This is a genomic window from Nitrospirota bacterium, from assembly GCA_016180645.1.
Taxonomy (GTDB): domain Bacteria; phylum JACPQY01; class JACPQY01; order JACPQY01; family JACPQY01; genus JACPAV01.
The window spans coordinates 26,558-44,265 of record JACPAV010000011.1 but is presented as its reverse complement, the minus strand read 5'-3'; the positions used below and the strand labels follow the sequence as shown (position 1 = coordinate 44,265).

Sequence of the window (17,708 nt, the reverse complement as noted above, 5' to 3'; positions counted from 1 at the left end):
GTGGTGATCATTGTGGGGCTGGGCAATCCCGGCCGGAAGTATCACCACACGCGACACAACGTCGGATTTCGCGTTGTGGATCACCTCGCGGCCGGCGGGCGAAAATTCAAGAAGAACGCAAACGGGGATCTGGATTTGTCCCTGGAGTGGGAAGGCAGGAAGCTTCTTCTCCTGAAGCCGCAGACTTACATGAATCTGAGCGGGGAGGCCGTAGCCGGCGTGCTTCAGCGGGGGCGGGACCGCGTGATCGCCGTCTGCGATGACCTGAACCTTCCGCTCGGCAACATTCGTGTCCGGAAAGACGGCAGCGACGGGGGCCACAAGGGCTTGAGATCGTTGATCGAACATCTCGGGACGGATGAATTTGTTCGCGTCCGGGTTGGCATCGGGCGTCCTGATCCCGGGCAGGACGTGGTCGACTTCGTTTTGAAACCGCCTAAGGATGGCGAGGATTCGGTGTTTGAGGCCGTGGTCCAGACCGCGGCGGAGGCGGTCCGCCTGATCCTGGCCGATGGTGTCGATGCGGCGATGAACCGCTTCAACCGGCGCGCGACGCAGTGATCCCATAGGGATTCCACTCGTCGTCCCGGTACCGGCTCCCACGAAGTGCCTTTCACCGTCTCCGAAAAGGGCCGCAACGAAGCGGAGGGGACCAATCCTCCAGAACACGGATCGCCTTCTCGCATTTCACGCGATAGGATTCTTGGGAGTCGCCGGGCGACGACAGCCCAGGTGCGGGCGAGGGAGCGGAGGGGGGGGGTCGCGGCCAAAGTTCGTTCCAGGCGGACGATCGAAGCGCGATAGGAAGGTATGTGGAGACTTGCATTCTCCACGGCAGGCTCGAGGGGGCCGTCCAGGATGAAATGGGCCGGGCGGCACTGGAGTGCGGAAAAGCCGGTTCTCCTGAGGAGGCGAAGGAGTTCGCGCTCTTCGTAGTAGCGCGCAAAAAAGGAACCGGGGACGTGGCATCGGCCGGCCTGGAGCACCGTGTCGATTTGATCCAGCGAGAGGTGGCCATCGGAGAGGGCGCCGCCGAGTCGCGTTTCCACGGAAAGAAAGAGCAGTCCCCTTGGGCGAAGGATCCGTCGGATTTCTCGAAGGGCGCGCTCGGCCGATGACACGTACGAAGGTGTTTCAATCGCCAGGACGGCATCGAACGCCCCGTTGCGGAATGGAAGGCTTTCCGCCCGGGCTTGACTCAGGTGAGGCCGGACATCCCGAACCCCCATGCCGTGCCTGCCGGCCGCTCTCAAGTGACCGAAGTCGAAATCGATTCCTGCGACCTTGCAGCCGGAGCGCATGAGAGGGATAAGAAACCGCCCGACCCCGCATCCCACATCCAAGACTCGTGTTCCACGCCGAAGCCGGCGGTAATAGGGAAAGAAGGCTGCCTCGTAAATACGCCTCTGCAGCAGGCGCCGAATACGCAGGGGCGACCGCGGGTTCAGGTAATCCATGAGGAGAGGGTGGCGTTTCCAAGCGCGTTTAGCGAAAGCGGCGTTGCTGAAACAGGGGTCGCCCGGAAAAGAGCATCGAGAGGGCGTATGTTTCATCGGTGTGCAAGTATACACCGACGACAGGACGGTTGAGGGAGCGGGAGCCAAGGTCTGATGCGACGTCAGAAACCGCTCGTGGTGAGCCTGTCGAACCGCGACGGATCGAAAGAAGACTGTTTCCGGGTTGCTTACGCGGCAGGTGCGCCGAAGGTCTGGTCGATCAACTTGCGGATATCTTCCAGCAGCTTGTCAAGTTTCTGACGAGTGGGGTCCCTCACTTCACCCAGCTTGTCGAGCTTGTCTGCGCTTCTTGAGAATGCGCTCTCGATCAATTGCTGGATCTGACTCCTTAAATCATCACTGGGCTTCAGAGTCGCATTTCGTATCTGTTCGAAGGCTTTATTGATTTTCCCCAGCAATCCATCGACGGTATCCGCGCCGTTTGGATCACCGAGGGCGTCCCCTGTTTGCAGTTGGACCTGCGAGAATTCCAGATGGATCTCTTCGTAGGTGACGTAGAAAGCCGTGCCTTGGCCTACCTCCTGGCGAAGCGACTCGAGGGGATCCGCCGCGCCATCCGTTTCAACAGTCTCACCGGGCAACTCGAAAAGCTTGTCCGCAAGTTCCCTGAGATTTCGACCCTCAAGGACCTGCTGCTCGTCGATCTGACCGTTTTGGATGTAGCCGTAGCTGAGCCGCTGGTAGCTGAAGCTGAGTTGCTGTGCGGAAAGGATGCCCTCCATAACTCCACTGATGGTATTCGGCGACCGGCGAAGGGACTTGAGTGCCTACGGGGAGGAGCGATATCCGGTAGCCGCACCCCCGTGCCACGGATGGTACGGGGCCATGAGATGTTGCCGTGCCACGGATGGCACGGCATGTAACATGGCCTTTACGGGTGCGTGTTGTAATTCTTGGTAGGCGCGGGCTTTAGCCCGCGTCTTGACCGCAGGCTGAAGCCTGCGGCTACCTACAACTTCTCGTGCGTCTTGAAGTATTCCTTGAAGATTTTATAGGTCTGTTCCAAAAGAACCCAGTACCGCCGGATCAGGATCTGGCAGAGCGTTTCCCAGAATTTCGAGGCGGCGAGAGGGTCGTGCTTAAGGACGGTCAGAATGTCATGCTTGTGAAGTTGGCCCACCTGGGTGTCTTCCATCGCCCGAACCCTGGCCGAGGTGATGAAATTGTCGATAAAGCTCATCTCCCCGAACGCCTCGGCGGGACCCAGCTCGGCCATCTTGACTTCTTTGTCCCGGACCGTCATGAGAATTTCCACCCGGCCCTTTGCGATGACGAACAGCGAATCGTTCAGGATTTCCTTCTCAAGCACGAGTTCGCCTTCCTTAAATGTCTTGACTTCCACCTTGGCGGCGATTTCTTCAACCGTCTTGGGTGGAAGGTTGATGAAGACGTTCGTGTGGCCGAGCAGTTGAATCATTCCGTCAACCTAGCACAGCGTACGGACCGACTCAATCCTGGGCTTACCAAGCGGATCGTAGGACAAACTCCGACGGTGATCCGGCCGATCTCCATTCCGCCAGTGTCCGTCGTGCAGGTGAATCAACTCCGCCTCGAACGACCGGCTCGAGAGGTTCAAGGAGGGCGGCCTCGGCGGGCGCGAGCTCCATCATGCCGCCTCGCGCCAACTCGAGGAGTTCCTGCGGTCGCATTCGACGGGATCCCGGCCGATCGGCGAAATTCAACAGTCGATTTCGGATGCGAGGTGAGTAGAGCAGCCCCTTGAAGAACGCTACGGTTGCGATTCCGAGCGGGTCCGGCAGGGCATCGATGAATCGGAGCTCGATCTGGGGTTTGACCCGCACATCCGGGTACAAGCTGGTGAGGTGGAGATCCCAGTCGCCGAGGGTGGGACGATGGGGTCGGCCGGTTTGAATCCATTCCCTGAATGTATGGCGGTGGGTCCGGGGAGGACACCAATCACAGAAGATGACCGGGACGTCAAGGGCATACTCGACGTAATCGCGAAGTCCGTGAGCGGAATTCAGCATGAATGCCGGCAAACCGCATCGGGCCGGGTCGGTGTCCCTCCAAATGCCCGAGCGGAAGGAAGACATTTGAGTGAAACGACCTTTCCAGATGGGAGAGTTCGAAAACATTCCGGCCGACCAGCGACTGAGATGGGCCGCCGCTCTCAGGATATCCGATCCCTCGACTTCATCGGCATAGTCGAGGTTCACTTGAATGGAGGCTGTTGCTTTCATCATCCAGTGTCCCAACCGACCGGTGCGGGTGAGATGATCGGCCAAAGCGCGATACCGGGATTTCGGCACGATGGGTAGGTTGTTTGAGCGGCGAAGCGTGGGATGAACTCCTACGGAGAGGAAAAAGAGGTCGATCCCTCGTTTCGCCTCGAGAAGATCCGCCTTGACGGTGGTGTACTCATCGAACAGAGAAAGCAGGCTGGCATAGGGAGCGCTTGAATACTCGACTTGGCCACCCGGTTCGAGACCAATGATGACTTCACCTTTTCGCACCGCAAGGGCATGCCCATCAACATCCACGGGATCCCAGTGAAAGTGCTTCTCCAGACGTTGGAGCAGGGCCGAGGCTCCATGGGGGGCGTCGAATGGGACGGCTTGGCCTCGATGGTCCGCTGTGAGCCACTCGAACTCGCATCCAAGCCGCTTCGGTCGGGAGCCGGTGGCCGCCTTCCGGAAACAGTCGTGCAGTTGATCGGGACTGCGGAGGACGACATTCCGCAGCGGTTGCCGCCTGAGAGTTGTCATGAGAGACTTTCCACGGGAAAAAGCATGTCGCGGATTATCACATTGACCACCGATTTTGGGTATCGGGATTGGTTTGTCGGTTCGATGAAGGGTGTCATCAAATCCATTGCGCCGGCGGCAGATATTGTCGATGTGACGCACGAGATTTCTCCGGGCGATATCCGCGCGGCGTCTTTCGTTCTTGCCGCGGCAATGCCCTATTTCCCCAAGGGAACGATCCACGTTGCCGTGGTCGATCCCGGCGTGGGGTCCGGGCGCCGCGCGATCGCTGTGCGGGGGCAACGGTACACCCTGGTGGGACCGGACAACGGCATCTTGACCATGCCGATGCAGACCGATGGCCCGTGCACGGCCGTCGAATTGACCGATCGGAAATTCTTTCTGTCCGATGGGAGCTCGACATTTCATGGGCGTGATGTCTTCGCGCCGGTGGCGGCTCATCTCTCCCGGGGAGTCTCTCTGGCCCGAATGGGAAAGCCGATGAGCCGGGTCCATCGAGTAGCTGTCCACCGGCCGGTATGGAGGAACGGAATATGGAGCGGCGAAATCGTCTACATCGACCGGTTCGGGAATGCGATTACCAACCTCGAAGGCCGCAAAGCTGGGGGGAAGGACGTGCAGGCGAGGGTTGGGCGCATGCGTGCTGATGGCCTGGTCCCTACATACGACGCCGGCAAGAGAGGGCAGCCCATTGCCCTGGTCAACTCGTTGGGACTGATCGAAATGGCTCTACGGGGGGGAAATGCGGCGAAGCGCTTTCGGATAAGGCCCGGGCAGGCCGTGACGCTCATCCCGAAGCGAGCTATCTGAGTCGGCCCTGCCTGAGAAGCCGAAAGAAATGTCCCCAGGCAAAGATGAGAGGAAACCGCTTCTGCAGCGCGGTGAGTTCAATCCGTTCTCCCTGGCTTCGTTCGATCTTGTCCACCAGGTATCGGGTCCACCCTCGGAAAAGCAGAATGTACTTCACGAGTCGCCACTTCCCATTCCGCCGTGACCGCCGGATCAATTCCTCGGCGAGTATCCGGAACGATTCAACCTGGGGAGTTGGCTGCCATCGGCGTCCATCGGATTTCACGAGTCCGGCGTCGCGGAGTTCTTCCAGCACGACGGCATAGGCCTGACGATAGAATTCGGCCTCCGCGTTGAAGATGGCTTTCACTTTGCCCGCCTCTGTCATCCGAAATTCCGCGCGGTAACTGACATTCAGTGTGGCCGCGGAGAACTCGTCCAATTCGAAAGGGCCGTCAAAGGACGGCAGGGCGAGCGCGGCATTGAGGACCATCGAGCGGGCACACGCCTGGGTCACATGGGCGAGGGCGGCGACTCCGGAGGCATGGATGACCGCGATTCGCTTGGATAGACGGCCGGCGATGGCGAGGTCGCGGGTATCGTAGTCCGTCGCCTTCTCAAAATCATCGGCTGCCAGAACGTAGTATTTGCAGGGCAGCGGGGTGCCGCTCGTGGTGGGGATTGACCCGGAAAGGGCATTGGGGGGAAGAAAAGGATAGAGAATGCGCTGGCCCCAGGTGCGATTCGCGTTCGTTCTTTCCTTGGCCACCACAATGAAGTCAGGAAAGCTGGTAGGTTTGCGCAGGGACGGGGACAAATAGGAGCCGTAGAGCACGACGGCAAGAAGGCCTTCTCCGTAGAGGCCGTGGAAATAGCCCACGAACCGTTGCTTCCATTCGTCCGGAACCTGGGTGAAGGTTGAGTTGAGCAGGTCGGTTAGTTCGGAGGCTGGAGTGGGAAGAGTAGGGATCATGCTAGCGGCACGAACGCACAGGGTTCGACAGGCCCTTCGGCAAGCTCAGGACCTCATGAGGCCCTGAGTCAATCGAAGGGCTCACCACGAACGGCACCTCGTCCGTTCCTCCTGAGCTTGTCGAAGGACGAACGGACACGGGTTCAGAAAAGTGTGTTCTGGCCCTTTTGGGGCGGCGTCTTCTTCAAATGGTCGTACGCCTGCGGAGTCGCCATCCGGCCGCGGGGCGTTCGTTGGAGGAATCCGATTTGAATTAGGTAAGGCTCGTACACATCCTCGATGGTGCGTTTTTCCTCGTGAATCGCCGCAGCGAGCGTTTCCACGCCCACCGGCCCGCCGGCGAATGTATCGATGATGGTGAGCATCACCTTCCGGTCCATCGGATCGAGACCTATGGAATCGATGTCCATCCTTGTCAACGCTTCACGCGCAAGGTGGGCATCGATCGATTTCTTCTTCTGGACCTGGGCGAAATCCCGAATTCGTCTGAGATGTCGATTCGCGATACGGGGAGTGCCGCGGGACCGGTGGGCAATTTCCCGAGCGCCGTCCGGCGTCACCTCCATACCGAGCAGTCCGCCCGACCTCAACGTGATTCGCTCCAAGTCCGCCTCATCGTAATACTCAAGCCGGAACGTGGCGCCGAATCGGTCCCTGAGCGGAGAGGTGAGGAGACCGGCGCGCGTGGTGGCGCCGATAAGCGTGAAAGGGCGCAACGCCATTTTCAGGGTGCGGGCGGCCGGCCCTTGGCCGATCATCACGTCCACCTTCCGGTCCTCCAGGGCGGGGTAGAGAACTTCCTCCACGATCTTGGGAATTCGGTGAATCTCATCGATGAAGAGGACGTCGCGGTCCTGGAGATTGGTCAACACGGCGAGAAGGTCTCCGGCCTTTTCGAGGATGGGACCGGAGGTGGCCGTGAGTCCGACGCCGAGGCCCTGGCTGATGATGTGGGCGAGGGTGGTTTTGCCCAGGCCGGGGGGACCGTAGAAGAGCACGTGATCCAGCGCCTCATGACGCTGGAGCGCGGCGGTCATGTAGACGGTCAGGTTTTCCTTGATGCGGCCCTGTCCGATGAATTCATCCAAGGTGCGGGGTCGTAGCGTGACTTCGAGCCCACGATCTTCCTCCAGCGGCTCCGGGCCGAACTCCGAAGAGGATGAACTCCGGTCGGCGGCCTCCGGAGACGGGCGAACCGTCTTCCGATCGACGTCCTCCTGTGCGCGATCTTTCGGTGGGGTCTTTCGCACGGACGGACTCTACCGCCTCGATCGGGGAACAGGCAAGCCCGTCCTACCGGGTCCAGGGGCGGCCTTCGACGAAATTCGACCGATCCTGGAGCGTAGGGAACGATCCGCCTTTTCAGGCGCCGATCCGTTCGATATAGTCCCGGGATGGTGAAGCGATGTCTTTTCTGGATGGTCATCGTGCTGGGCGCCGCCGGCGGTTTCGTCTATCTGTTTCAAGATCCCGTCCGGACTGCCGTGGGCTCCTGGTTGATTGTGGAAGATCCAGTGGAGACTGCCGACGCGATCAAGGTGATGGCGGGTGACTTCCCGGCCGTTCTCCTCGAAGCCGTCGATCTGTATCGGTCGGGGGAGGGGAAGGCTATCGTGTTCTCCCCCGAAACCCGTCCTGCTGCGTGGGACGAACTCGAAAAGCGCGGGGTGCATGCCCCGTTCTCGGCCGATCTCAACCGGTCCTCCGCACTCCAACTCGGGGTGGCAGAAGAGGATATCTGGGTCCTGGGTCCTCCGGTGCAGACGAGTCGCGAGGAGTTGGGCGTTCTCAAGGGGCTGCTCATCGAACGGGGAGTGCGGCGACTTATCATCGTGGCGACCAAGCCCCATACACGACGATGTCGATTGATTGCGCGTGAGGTGCTCGTACCGGAAATCCAAGTGGCGATAAAGCCCAGCCGGTATGACGACTTCGATCCTTCGAACTGGATCGAGAACCGGTTCTATTTCAAGTCGGTGGTGAACGAGTACCAAAAGCTCGTCAACGACGGGCTCCACATCGTCGTCAGGTAGTCGAAGAGCTAGTTCGACTTCGGCCCTGTTTTCTCTTCAGGCGCCTTCAGGTCTTCAAGCCCCCGAAGGATCTCCTTGATACGGGGAGCTGCCGAGAGATAGATCATTCCCGTCCCGTCGTTCCGGATGTAGACGTGGTCCTTGCCGTCTTTCAAGATCATGTTGCCGATGGTAATCTGCGGGTGGGACTTCTCCTTTTCTTTCATCCGCACCCTGATTTGAGGCGCGCTCAGGCCGTATTCGGATTTCTCGGTCTTCGTGATTGCCTTCCCCTCGGCGTCTTCGAGGAGAATCAGCAGATCGCTGATGACCTCGGCCCTGGCCTGGGTCTTCTCGGGCTTGGTCAGGGTCCATACCCCGTCCACTTTTTCCAGGGCATAGGATTTGGAAGGCGTATCGACCTCCAAGGCGGTCAAATCGAATCGGTTGAAGCGCAGGGGGTGCTTCTCCTTCAGATCATCCAGGCTCTTGTTCAGGTTGTCGAAGGTGTACTTGTCCACTTCGAACACGGTCGCGCGGGATCCCTGCTTCGCGTAGAATCGGTCTTTGTCCTTCACCTTGTCTCCGAAGAGGACGGTTTCCGACGCGACGCCGGAAGCGGTGCTCCACTCCACGGAGTAGGCGGCGGCCGCCTTGACGAGCCCGAACTTCTTGAGATTCTTCGGCGCCTCGTCATCGAAGTCCCTGATGCGCAGATTGACGAGATCCCTGACGACGTTCTTCACCGACTCCTGATCGAGATCCAGAATGGGATCGGCATCCGCGACCCATTTCTCGTTCGTGCGCCGGAGGACGACGGGCTTCGGCGATTTGGGATTCATGAATTCGAGGCGTTGTATCGTATCGCGCTCGGCCCTCACGACCTCCTTGGCGCGGAGGCTGAGAAGGTCGCGGTCGTACACGCTCTTGACGCTGGAGCTGGTGAGGAGGATGCGGGGGCTGCCGGTGACGCGGAGATATTGATTGTATCCCACCTGTGTCTTTTCGCCGATCTGGAATTCCTTCGGCTCCGGTTTCCCTTTGGCTTTGAAGGCCACGCGAACAACGAAGGGATTGAACCCGTACGAGCTGGGATCCGAGGGCGCCTCATCGATCACGCGCTCGAAATTCAGCTCCTCGATCTTGGAGGTCATGCTGCGGACTGTCGCTTCATCGGCAAGATCCGTCACGGGCTTGATGAGTTTCCACGTTTTTTCGCCTTCCTTGACCAGCACCTTCTCGTCTTTGCCCGCCATCTGAACGGTGATCTCCTCCACGTCGTCCGCCTTCAGGTCGAAGAGCTTGGTCTCCTTCGTCTTCTTGTCCTCTTTGCGTTTCTCCCACCATCGGTCGGCGAATATGTAGGCGATGAGGAGGGAGAGAACGGTGACGGCGAATACGATGCGGCGAGTCATGTCAATTTTCTGGAGACGGGAGGACCCAGCTCCCTTCGGGAATAACGTAGAATGGTTTTCCGGAGCCGAGCATTTTGCGGGAGTAATATAGGGCATCCTTCAGGGAGCTGCAAGCCACGAGGCCGGTTCGGAGCAATTCCGTATGCTTGAGCGCCGAGACGAGCAGGACGCGGTACTCTTCGGTTTTCTTCAGGATGGACCATGCGGTTCGGGCGTAGACGTGGAAGTTTTCCTTCAGGTGCGAGTAGAGGATGCTCGAGGATTCATGCGCGAACCACTCGAGAAATTGCGGGTGGCCGAACCCGTCCGGACATTCCGCCAGAAGGATCAGCGTTCCACCGGGCGAGATGGCCCGGACGCCGGACTCGATGGCCTTGTGCGCCTGGATGAGGTTGATGTCCTTCGGGAACCCTCCGCAGGACACGACGGCGAGATCCGCCTTTTCCTGGATCGGTCGCTCGAAGATGCCGCGGTAGAAATCGCATCCTTCCCGGAACGCTTTGGCCACGTCGCCGCTGAATAGGCGGAGCAGTCGGCCGTCCGGCGCGAGAACGGTGTTGACAGCGAAGCAGGGTTTTTGAAGGAGCTTGCCGAGAGAGTGGATCTCTTCGAAAAACGGGTTGCCCTGTGTGCGTCCAAGACCGACGGCGGGGCCTCCCTCGAGCGTCAATTTGTGAAACGCGAGGATCGTGTCGTGTGAGGCGACGCCCGGCACGACGATCTTCCAACCGCCGCTGTAGCCGGCGAGGTAGTGGAACCCGATGGCGCCGGTGAGAAGGATCCGGTCGGCCTCGACGATGGCCCGGTTGACCTCGACCTTGATTCCCTTCGGGGAATGGCCCAGGGAAACGAGATCGCGCGATTCGCGCGCGTTGTGGTTCACCAGGACGCAGTCCGAACCCGTCAGGAGTCCGAGAATTTGCTTCATCTCGGCGATGCGGAGCTCCCGATGCAGGCCGTTCGCGAAGAGCACTTTGACTTTGGATTCGGGAATGCCGGCGGCGGCGGCGTGGCGGAGGATCAGGTGAAACAGTTTGTGAAGTCCGCAATGGCGGGTCACGTCCGGCGCCACGACCAGGAGGTCCTTTCCCCCGGCCAGATAGTGTTCGAAATCTTCGCCGATCGAATGGGGCACGGCCACGGCCCGGCCGTTCGATTCCAGCGGCTGGACCAGCCGCGGGGTCAGCCGCGAGTCCTCCCAATAGAAGGATTTCTTGCCGTAACGGAGTCGAATGCGCATTTGAACCGCGGCAGCATAGCCCCGATTCCGTCCGAATGCCACAACGAGACATTTTCCCTCGTGAGGATCGGCGTGGTATTCTCGCGCGATGCCTGTTCAATCGCTCGATCTGTCCGCATCCGGGGCTTCACGCGCGTCGGCCTTCCACCGCCTGGCGCAGGTGACGACCGGCGGCGCCTTCGTGTTGATTTGTGCCGGAGGGCTGGTGACCAGCACCGGTTCGGCCCTCGCTGTCCCGGACTGGCCGCTCTCATTCGGGCAGTTCTTCCCGCCCATGCAGGGCGGGGTCCTCTTCGAGCATGGCCACCGCATGATCGCCGGCGTGGTGGGCCTCCTGGTGGTCGTGCTGGGATTCTGGATTGGAGCACGCGATTCCCGCGCCTGGGTGAGGGGACTGGCCTACGCCGCGATGGGCGCCATCGTATTGCAGGCGTTCCTGGGCGGCGCGACGGTACTCTTGAAACTTCCGCCTGTGATGTCCGTCAGCCATGCCTGCCTGGCGCAGGGGGTGCTCAGCCTATTGGTTGTCTTGTCCGTTGCGACTTCGCCGGAGTGGATTGATAATCGCCGGATGGAAACTCAAGGAACAAGTCCGACGAGCCGAGGGGCCGAACCTCCCGCCAGTGCCTCGGTACGGAGGGCCGGCCGCTTCAAGGTGAATGCGCCCGTGGTCACCACGGTGCTCATCTACATCCAACTCATTCTCGGCGCGATTGTGCGCCATACGGGGCTGGCATTGGTTCCCCACATGATCGGCGCTGGGTTGGTGGCCGTCGCGGTGTTCTGGTCCGCCGTCGGAATCCTTCGACAATCATCCGGGGTCGCACTCTCACCCGTATCGCGGACGTCCTGTCCGCCGGAAATGTCGAGAGTACGGCCGGCATCACGCCCGGCCGCCCTCCGGCCGCTGGCGTGGACGTCGATGGGGCTTGTTCTCGTCCAAGTGTCACTCGGCCTCACCCTCTATTTTGTCGGACGGTTCATCAGCGTGACCACCGTCCATGTAGCGGTGGGGGCCCTCTTGCTTATGACCTTTGTCGTGCTCAGCCTCAAGACGGCATTTCCAGGGGCGACTACCGGCGGGCAGGCGGCGAACGGGATCCAGGGCCGGTCTTGAGCGGAGTCGCGACGCCCTTGCCCATGGATGGAGTTGCGGTGGATCGGCGACCGTGGACCGACTACCTGACGCTGACCAAGCCCGGCATCAGTTCGATGGTCGTACTGACGGCCGCCATGGCCTTCATCCTCGCGTCTCACGGGGCGGTCAACGTTCCGCTTCTATTGATCACGATCCTGGGAACAGGCCTGTGCTCCGGGGGCGCGAATGCCCTGAACATGCTCATGGAGAAAGCGACCGATGGTTTGATGGCCCGTACGCGCATGCGGCCCCTTCCCGCAGGCCGGCTCTCTTCCGCACAGGCGCTGCTCTTTGGCGCCGCGCTCTGCGTGACCGGCGTGACCGTTCTGCTCGTCGGCGTGAATCTCCCCACCGGAGGGTTGGCCATCCTCACGATCCTGTTCTACCTTGCCGCCTACACGCCGTTGAAAAAAAAGACGTGGCTCTGCGTGGCGGTCGGTGCGGTGCCGGGGGCCGTTCCTCCACTAATGGGTTGGGCTGCCGCGGGCCACGGCATCGGAGCGGGGGCGTGGCTCCTCTTTGCAATCCTGTTTCTCTGGCAATTCCCACACTTCATGGCGCTCTCTTGGATGTACCGGGAGGACTACCAGCGGGCGGGGCTGCCGATGCTGTCCGTGGTGGACCCAAGCGGGAAAACCGTGGCCGCCGTGGGGCTGATCTTCACGGTGGGTTTGGTCGGTGTCAGCCTTGCACCGGGGATACTGAGAAATTCCGGCGTCATCGTGCCGCTCTCCATCGCGGTTCTGGGCCTCGGTTTTCTTGTTGCGGCGGTGGTGTTCTCGGTTCATCGCAGCATCGAACGGGCGCGATGGTTCTTTCTGACTTCCGTCACGTACCTTCCCCTGATTCTTGGAATCATGGCTGCACAGGCAACCCTCTGGGCGGAATAAAGGCCGGCTGCCGGGCAGGTTCATCATGATCGCGGTGAGAGACTTGTCGCACGACTACGGGAAGAGGGCGGCCCTGAATGAGGTCTCATTTGAAGTCGGCGCCGGAGAGATCTTCGGTCTGGTCGGGCCGAACGGGGGCGGGAAAACCACGCTCCTCAGAATCCTGTGCACGCTGCTTCGTCCACGATCCGGCAGGGTGGAGGTGAACGGAGTGGATGTTGTGAGGGACCCTTTCGCGGCGCGGCGATCGATGGGCGTAGTATTCCAATCGCCCGCGCTCGATCAGCACCTGACCATCGCGGAGAACCTCACGATCCAAGGGCCGATGCATGGGGTGACTGGGGTGGCCCTCAAGAGTCGGATCAGGGAGCTACTGGCGGCATTCGGATTGGAGGATCGAGCCGGGGAACGGACCGGTCGCCTTTCCGGCGGAACGCGGAGACGGGTCGAAATTGCCAAGAGCCTTATCCACAAGCCTCGTCTACTGGTACTGGATGAGCCTTCCACGGGTCTTGATCCTGCTGCGAGGGCGGATCTATGGGCCGTATTGAAACGAAGCCGGGAAACTGAGGGAACGACCGTGCTGCTGACGACGCACATGATGGATGAGGCGGGGAAGTGCGATCGGGTGGGCATGCTTGATGCAGGCCGGTTGGTGGCTATCGGGGCGCCTCCCGCTCTTTCGGCGGAAGTGGGCGGGGACGTGCTGGTGATCGAAACGGATGACCCTGCCGGCCTGGGTCGGGCGATCGACGAGAAGTTTGGCGCGAAGGCCCAAGTGGTGGATGGATATGTGAGGATGGAGCAGCCGGCCGGTCACACGTTCATCCCCCAACTGGTGGAGGGACTGCCCGGCCGCGTCCGTTCCGTCTCGCTTCGTAAACCGACGCTGGAGGATGTGTTCGTTCGGCGGACGGGAAAGGCATACCGCCATGAGTCATGAGTGCAGGGTCATGAGTCCTGAGTGTCTGAATCATGAGCAGTGACTTGAGATCCGTTCCTCCCGGGCTTCAACCTCGGGACTCGGGACTCGGAGCTCGGCACTCTGCGATGTTCGTCGCGCGCGCCGCCCTGGCGCTTCTCTGGCGGGAACAATTGCAGTTTTTCCGTCAGAGGAGCCGTGTGGTAGGCGCCCTCCTGACGCCGGTGGTTTTCTGGCTTCTTCTTGGGGCCGGTCTGAGATCTTCCTTCAAACCGCAGGGTGTTCCGGCAGGGGTGGACTTTCTCGAATATTTCTTTCCCGGCACGGTGGTCATGATTATGCTGTTTGCTTCGATCTTCTCCACCATTTCGGTGATCGAGGATCGGAAGACGGGATTCCTACAGGGCGTCCTTGTGGCCCCCGTCCCCCGCGGGGTGATTGTGATTGGAAAAGTTCTCGGCGGAACGCTTGTGGCCACCCTGCAGGCGGGTCTGTTTCTTCTGCTCGGAATGGCCTTTGGCATGTCGGCCGGTGTCGTCGGATTCCTTGCGGCGATCGGGGTTCTGCTCCTCGTAGGTGCCGGCCTGACTTCGCTGGGATTTATTCTAGCCTGGCGGCTAGACTCGACCCAAGGTTTTCACGCCGTCATGAATCTCTTCCTGCTTCCGATGTGGTTCCTCTCCGGCTCATTCTTTCCCGGATCGGGTGGGGCGGGATGGCTCCGCGCCATCATGATGGTCAATCCGTTGACGTATGGCGTCGCGGCTTTTCGGCGTGCCGTCTACTGGAGCGATCCCTTGAGAGCCGGAGACGTGCCGTCATGGGGGGCTTGTCTGGCCGCCCTCGGGATTTTTCTGGCGCTCACGTTCACCGTGGCGAAAATCATGTGTGATCGGAGGACGAATGGGGACCACTAGTCGTGAGTCGTGAGTCGTCAGTCGTCAGTTGTCGGGAGGAGAAAGATGGCCATTTCAGGTGGCGTCCAATGTTGCTTTGCGCTGCGCTGAGTTGCTGGCTGGTCACCGCGGCGTGCCACCGTGCGGTGGATCTTCCGGATTTCGGCGGCGTTCCGGATTTTACGCTGACCGAGCGGAGCGGGCGACCGGTATCCAAACAGGATCTTCTCGGAAAAGCCTGGATTGTGGATTTCATTTTCACGAATTGTCCTGGGCCGTGTCCGCGCTTGAGCGCCCAGATGAAGCAGCTCCAAACTGATCTTCCGGACAAGGTCCATCTACTCTCCGTGTCGGTGGATCCAGAACGTGACACGCCCGAGGCCCTCCGAAAATATGCCACTCGATTTGGCGCCTCGGACACCCGATGGTGGTTCTTGACTGGTCCGCGCGAGAACATCGTGGCGCTCACGCAGGATGGATTTCGATTGCCCATCATGTCCTCCGAAGGCGGTGACGAGATCCTCCACACGACGCGGTTCGTGTTGATCGATCCAAGGGGCAGCGTTCGAGGGTACTACGATGGAGAGGACCCGGAAGCCATGAACGAGCTTCGAAGAGACGCCAGGGCGCTGGCACCGGAATCGTTCCTGGGGATTTGGTGATGTCCGTATCGGATCTGCCTGCGCTCAATGCGACATTGAACGGGACAAGCGCCGTGCTGCTGGGCACGGGCTTCTATTTCATTCGAAGGAAAAAGGTGAGGGCCCATCGGGCCTGCATGATCGGGGCATTGACGGCTTCCGTCCTGTTCTTGATTTCCTACCTCACGTACCACTATTCGGCCGGGGTGACCCGATTCACCGGCACCGGATGGTCGCGCCCTTTTTATTTCGCCCTCCTGGGTTCGCATACCGTTCTGGCGGTCGTAATCGTCCCGCTCGTCCTCATGACCCTGACGCGCGCCTTGAAAAAACATTTCGACCGTCATCGCCGGATCGCGCGCTGGACGCTGCCGATCTGGCTCTATGTCTCCGTCACGGGCGTTCTGGTCTACTTGATGTTGTATCACCTGTTTCCTGCACGGCCCGTAATCTAGAGGCACTGAGAAGTGGAGGACGCGGGCATGAAGCCCGCGGCTACCACGGATGGCCGGAGCGCGCTGGTAGCCGCGCCCTTGATGGGCGCGTCTTTAGCGCCGGCCATGAGGTGTCGATGGCCAGTTGTGAGAGGGCGGGGGGAGTGAGTATACTCATGCAGCGATGTGTGGAATTGTCGGATACATTGGGAACAAGGATTGCCAGCCGATCCTGCTGGACGGTCTGAAGCGCCTCGAATACCGCGGGTACGATTCGGCGGGCGTCGCGATCGTGGATGCGGGACAGGTCGTTCGCGTGACCAAATGCCGCGGCAAGATTGCCGAGCTTGAGGGCCGGCTGCGCGCGGAGCCCCTGACCGGCCGTGTGGGGGTGGCCCACACGCGTTGGGCCACACACGGCGCCCCATCCGACGTGAACGCCCATCCGCATGCCGCCTGCTGCAATGGCTCCAAAAGCACGGTAACGGTCGTTCATAACGGCATCATCGAAAATTACCAGGACGTAAGACGCGAGCTTGCCGGCCACCGCTTCGTGTCCGAAACGGACACCGAGGTGCTGGCGCACCTCGTCGAGTCCGAGCTCAATGGCGCCCGGGACCTCCGGAAGGCGCTAACCTCGGCCGCGAAGAAAATACGGGGGGCGTTTGCGGTCGGCGTTTTGGCCGATTCCCAGCCGGGCGTGATCGTGGCGATGCGACGCGGCTCCCCCCTGGTTCTTGGCGTGGGCGAGGGCGAGAACTTCATGGCTTCAGATATTCCCGCGCTTCTGCCCTACACGAGGAATGTCATCATTCTGGAAGACGGCGACCTGGCTGTTCTCCATGCCGATTGGATTGACATCTTCGACGTGAACGGCAAAAACACGCGCCGCGAGAAACGGGAAATCACGTGGACCCAGGCGATGGCCGAGAAAAGCGGATACCCGCACTACATGCTGAAGGAGATTTTCGAGCAACCGACCGTGATCGCGGATACGCTTTCCGGCCGGGTCGATTCCAAGTCGGGGACGCTCAAATTGGGCGAACTGCGCAAGCTGCCCTTGAAGAGAATCAAGCGGATCGTCCTTACGGCCTGCGGAACCTCCTATCACGCGGCGCTCGTCGGGCGGGCCGTGATGGAGAAACTCACCCGGACTCCGGTGCAGGCTGACATTGCAAGCGAGGGCCGGTATCGTCCGGCGCTGTTCGACTCCGAGACGCTGGTGGTGGCCATTTCCCAGTCCGGCGAGACGGCGGACACGCTGGCCTGTGTGGAGGAGGCGCGGAAGGCGAAATCGCGGATTCTTTCCATCTGCAACGTGGTCGATTCCAGTCTGGCGCGACGCTCGGATGCGGTTCTGTACACGCGCGCCGGGCCCGAGATCGGCGTCGCATCGACCAAGACGTTTACCGCCCAGATCGTTGCGTTGATTCTGTGCGCCTTGGGGTTGTCGGAAGGGAATCGATCGAAGAAGTCGGTCCCTTCCGCCGCAAAGAAAGATCTGATCCGCGGTTTGGTGGATCTACCCGGCCAGATCCGCGCCGTGCTGGATATTTCCGAGAAGATCAAGGAGACGTCCCGCCGCTACCAGATGGGGGAGCACTTCCTCTATCTCGGGCGAGGACTGCTGTATCCCGTGGCCATGGAGGGGGCGCTGAAGTTGAAGGAGATTTCGTACATCCATGCCGAGGCCTACGCGGCGGGCGAGATGAAGCACGGCCCAATTGCGCTCATCGACGAACGAATGCCTGTCGTGGTTTTTGTGGGCTCGGATGAGACCACGGCCAAGATGCTGTCCAACATTGAGGAGGTGAGGAGTCGTGGTGGGAGGGTAATCGCTGTTTCCGCGGGTTTGCCGGAAGCTCTCAAGGGCAAGGCAGAAGCGTATCTGCCCACGCCGCCCGTTCACCCCTGGTTGCAGCCTGTGTTGATGGCCGTGGTGGTGCAGCTTCTCGCGTACCACATCGCCGTCCTGAGAGGCACGGACGTGGACCAGCCGCGGAACCTGGCGAAAAGCGTGACGGTGGAGTGACGACAGCAGGGCGAAGGGCGAAAGGCGATAGGCGCAGGCTGAACGCTCAGATCCCTGCCTTGGCCGGACTTGTGCTGCTACTT

At 60.6% G+C, this 17,708-nt stretch carries 17 protein-coding genes and 1 pseudogene; 10 read left to right on the top strand and 8 right to left on the bottom strand.

Annotated features, from left to right (window positions below; translation table 11 throughout):
• Positions 1 to 561, top strand: coding sequence for an aminoacyl-tRNA hydrolase (locus tag HYT87_08375; GenBank protein MBI2059770.1), 561 nt, complete (start codon positions 1 to 3; stop codon positions 559 to 561).
• 323 nt (positions 562 to 884) lie between these two features.
• Here HYT87_08375 and HYT87_08370 read toward each other — a convergent pair.
• From HYT87_08370 to HYT87_08355, 4 genes and pseudogenes are all read right to left on the bottom strand, one after another.
• Positions 885 to 1,553: pseudogene (locus HYT87_08370) on the bottom strand (class I SAM-dependent methyltransferase).
• A 131-nt stretch (positions 1,554 to 1,684) separates the two neighbouring features.
• Entirely contained in the window at positions 1,685 to 2,239 is a 555-nt protein-coding gene (locus HYT87_08365; protein MBI2059769.1) for a hypothetical protein, read from the bottom strand.
• A 227-nt stretch (positions 2,240 to 2,466) separates the two neighbouring features.
• The gene (locus HYT87_08360) at positions 2,467 to 2,934 is read right to left on the bottom strand and encodes a cyclic nucleotide-binding domain-containing protein (GenBank protein MBI2059768.1); all 468 of its coding nucleotides are present in this window, start codon (positions 2,932 to 2,934) and stop codon (positions 2,467 to 2,469) included.
• 43 nt (positions 2,935 to 2,977) lie between these two features.
• Positions 2,978 to 4,243 carry a hypothetical protein gene (locus HYT87_08355; GenBank protein MBI2059767.1) on the bottom strand — a complete coding sequence of 422 codons (1,266 nt, stop codon included), beginning with the start codon at positions 4,241 to 4,243 and terminating at the stop codon, positions 2,978 to 2,980.
• Between the two features lie 33 nt (positions 4,244 to 4,276).
• Here HYT87_08355 and HYT87_08350 point away from each other — a divergent pair, with 33 nt between their 5' ends.
• Positions 4,277 to 5,053, top strand: coding sequence for an SAM-dependent chlorinase/fluorinase (locus HYT87_08350; protein MBI2059766.1), 777 nt, complete (start codon positions 4,277 to 4,279; stop codon positions 5,051 to 5,053).
• Here HYT87_08350 and HYT87_08345 read toward each other — a convergent pair.
• Together HYT87_08345 and ruvB are read right to left on the bottom strand one after the other, a co-directional pair.
• Complete coding sequence (locus HYT87_08345; GenBank protein ID MBI2059765.1) at positions 5,046 to 6,005, bottom strand: hypothetical protein; 960 nt, start codon at positions 6,003 to 6,005, stop codon at positions 5,046 to 5,048. The two genes, HYT87_08350 and HYT87_08345, sit on opposite strands and share 8 nt — an antisense overlap.
• Positions 6,006 to 6,148: 143 nt before the next feature.
• A complete protein-coding gene (gene ruvB, locus HYT87_08340; GenBank protein ID MBI2059764.1) occupies positions 6,149 to 7,138 on the bottom strand; it encodes a Holliday junction branch migration DNA helicase RuvB in 990 nt (329 codons plus the stop codon).
• A 261-nt stretch (positions 7,139 to 7,399) separates the two neighbouring features.
• On the opposite strand from ruvB, the gene HYT87_08335 reads away from it, so the two are divergent.
• Positions 7,400 to 8,038 (top strand): YdcF family protein, encoded by a 639-nt coding sequence (locus tag HYT87_08335; protein MBI2059763.1) that lies wholly within the window; start codon positions 7,400 to 7,402, stop codon positions 8,036 to 8,038.
• Positions 8,039 to 8,046: 8 nt separating this feature from the next.
• Here the strand turns inward: HYT87_08335 and HYT87_08330 are convergent, their stop codons facing one another.
• Both HYT87_08330 and larA read right to left on the bottom strand, forming a co-directional pair.
• A complete protein-coding gene (locus HYT87_08330; protein MBI2059762.1) occupies positions 8,047 to 9,432 on the bottom strand; it encodes a DUF4340 domain-containing protein in 1,386 nt (461 codons plus the stop codon).
• A 1-nt stretch (position 9,433) separates the two neighbouring features.
• Positions 9,434 to 10,714 carry a nickel-dependent lactate racemase gene (gene larA / locus HYT87_08325; GenBank protein ID MBI2059761.1) on the bottom strand — a complete coding sequence of 427 codons (1,281 nt, stop codon included), beginning with the start codon at positions 10,712 to 10,714 and terminating at the stop codon, positions 9,434 to 9,436.
• Between the two features lie 46 nt (positions 10,715 to 10,760).
• Here larA and HYT87_08320 point away from each other — a divergent pair, with 46 nt between their 5' ends.
• From HYT87_08320 to glmS, 7 genes are all read left to right on the top strand, one after another.
• Entirely contained in the window at positions 10,761 to 11,789 is a 1,029-nt protein-coding gene (locus HYT87_08320) for a COX15/CtaA family protein (protein ID MBI2059760.1), read from the top strand.
• 38 nt (positions 11,790 to 11,827) lie between these two features.
• Complete coding sequence (cyoE, locus tag HYT87_08315; GenBank protein ID MBI2059759.1) at positions 11,828 to 12,700, top strand: protoheme IX farnesyltransferase; 873 nt, start codon at positions 11,828 to 11,830, stop codon at positions 12,698 to 12,700.
• Positions 12,701 to 12,725: 25 nt separating this feature from the next.
• Positions 12,726 to 13,643: an ABC transporter ATP-binding protein gene (locus HYT87_08310; protein MBI2059758.1), complete on the top strand. Its 918-nt coding sequence runs from the start codon at positions 12,726 to 12,728 to the stop codon at positions 13,641 to 13,643.
• 107 nt (positions 13,644 to 13,750) lie between these two features.
• Positions 13,751 to 14,539 (top strand): ABC transporter permease, encoded by a 789-nt coding sequence (locus HYT87_08305; protein ID MBI2059757.1) that lies wholly within the window; start codon positions 13,751 to 13,753, stop codon positions 14,537 to 14,539.
• A 68-nt stretch (positions 14,540 to 14,607) separates the two neighbouring features.
• The gene (locus tag HYT87_08300) at positions 14,608 to 15,180 is read left to right on the top strand and encodes an SCO family protein (GenBank protein ID MBI2059756.1); all 573 of its coding nucleotides are present in this window, start codon (positions 14,608 to 14,610) and stop codon (positions 15,178 to 15,180) included.
• On the top strand, positions 15,180 to 15,614 hold the full coding sequence (locus tag HYT87_08295) for a DUF420 domain-containing protein (protein MBI2059755.1): 435 nt from the start codon (positions 15,180 to 15,182) through the stop codon (positions 15,612 to 15,614). Before HYT87_08300 ends, HYT87_08295 begins: the two co-directional genes overlap by 1 nt.
• Positions 15,615 to 15,777: 163 nt before the next feature.
• The gene (glmS, locus tag HYT87_08290) at positions 15,778 to 17,625 is read left to right on the top strand and encodes a glutamine--fructose-6-phosphate transaminase (isomerizing) (protein ID MBI2059754.1); all 1,848 of its coding nucleotides are present in this window, start codon (positions 15,778 to 15,780) and stop codon (positions 17,623 to 17,625) included.
• The last annotated feature ends 83 nt before the right edge of the window (positions 17,626 to 17,708 follow it).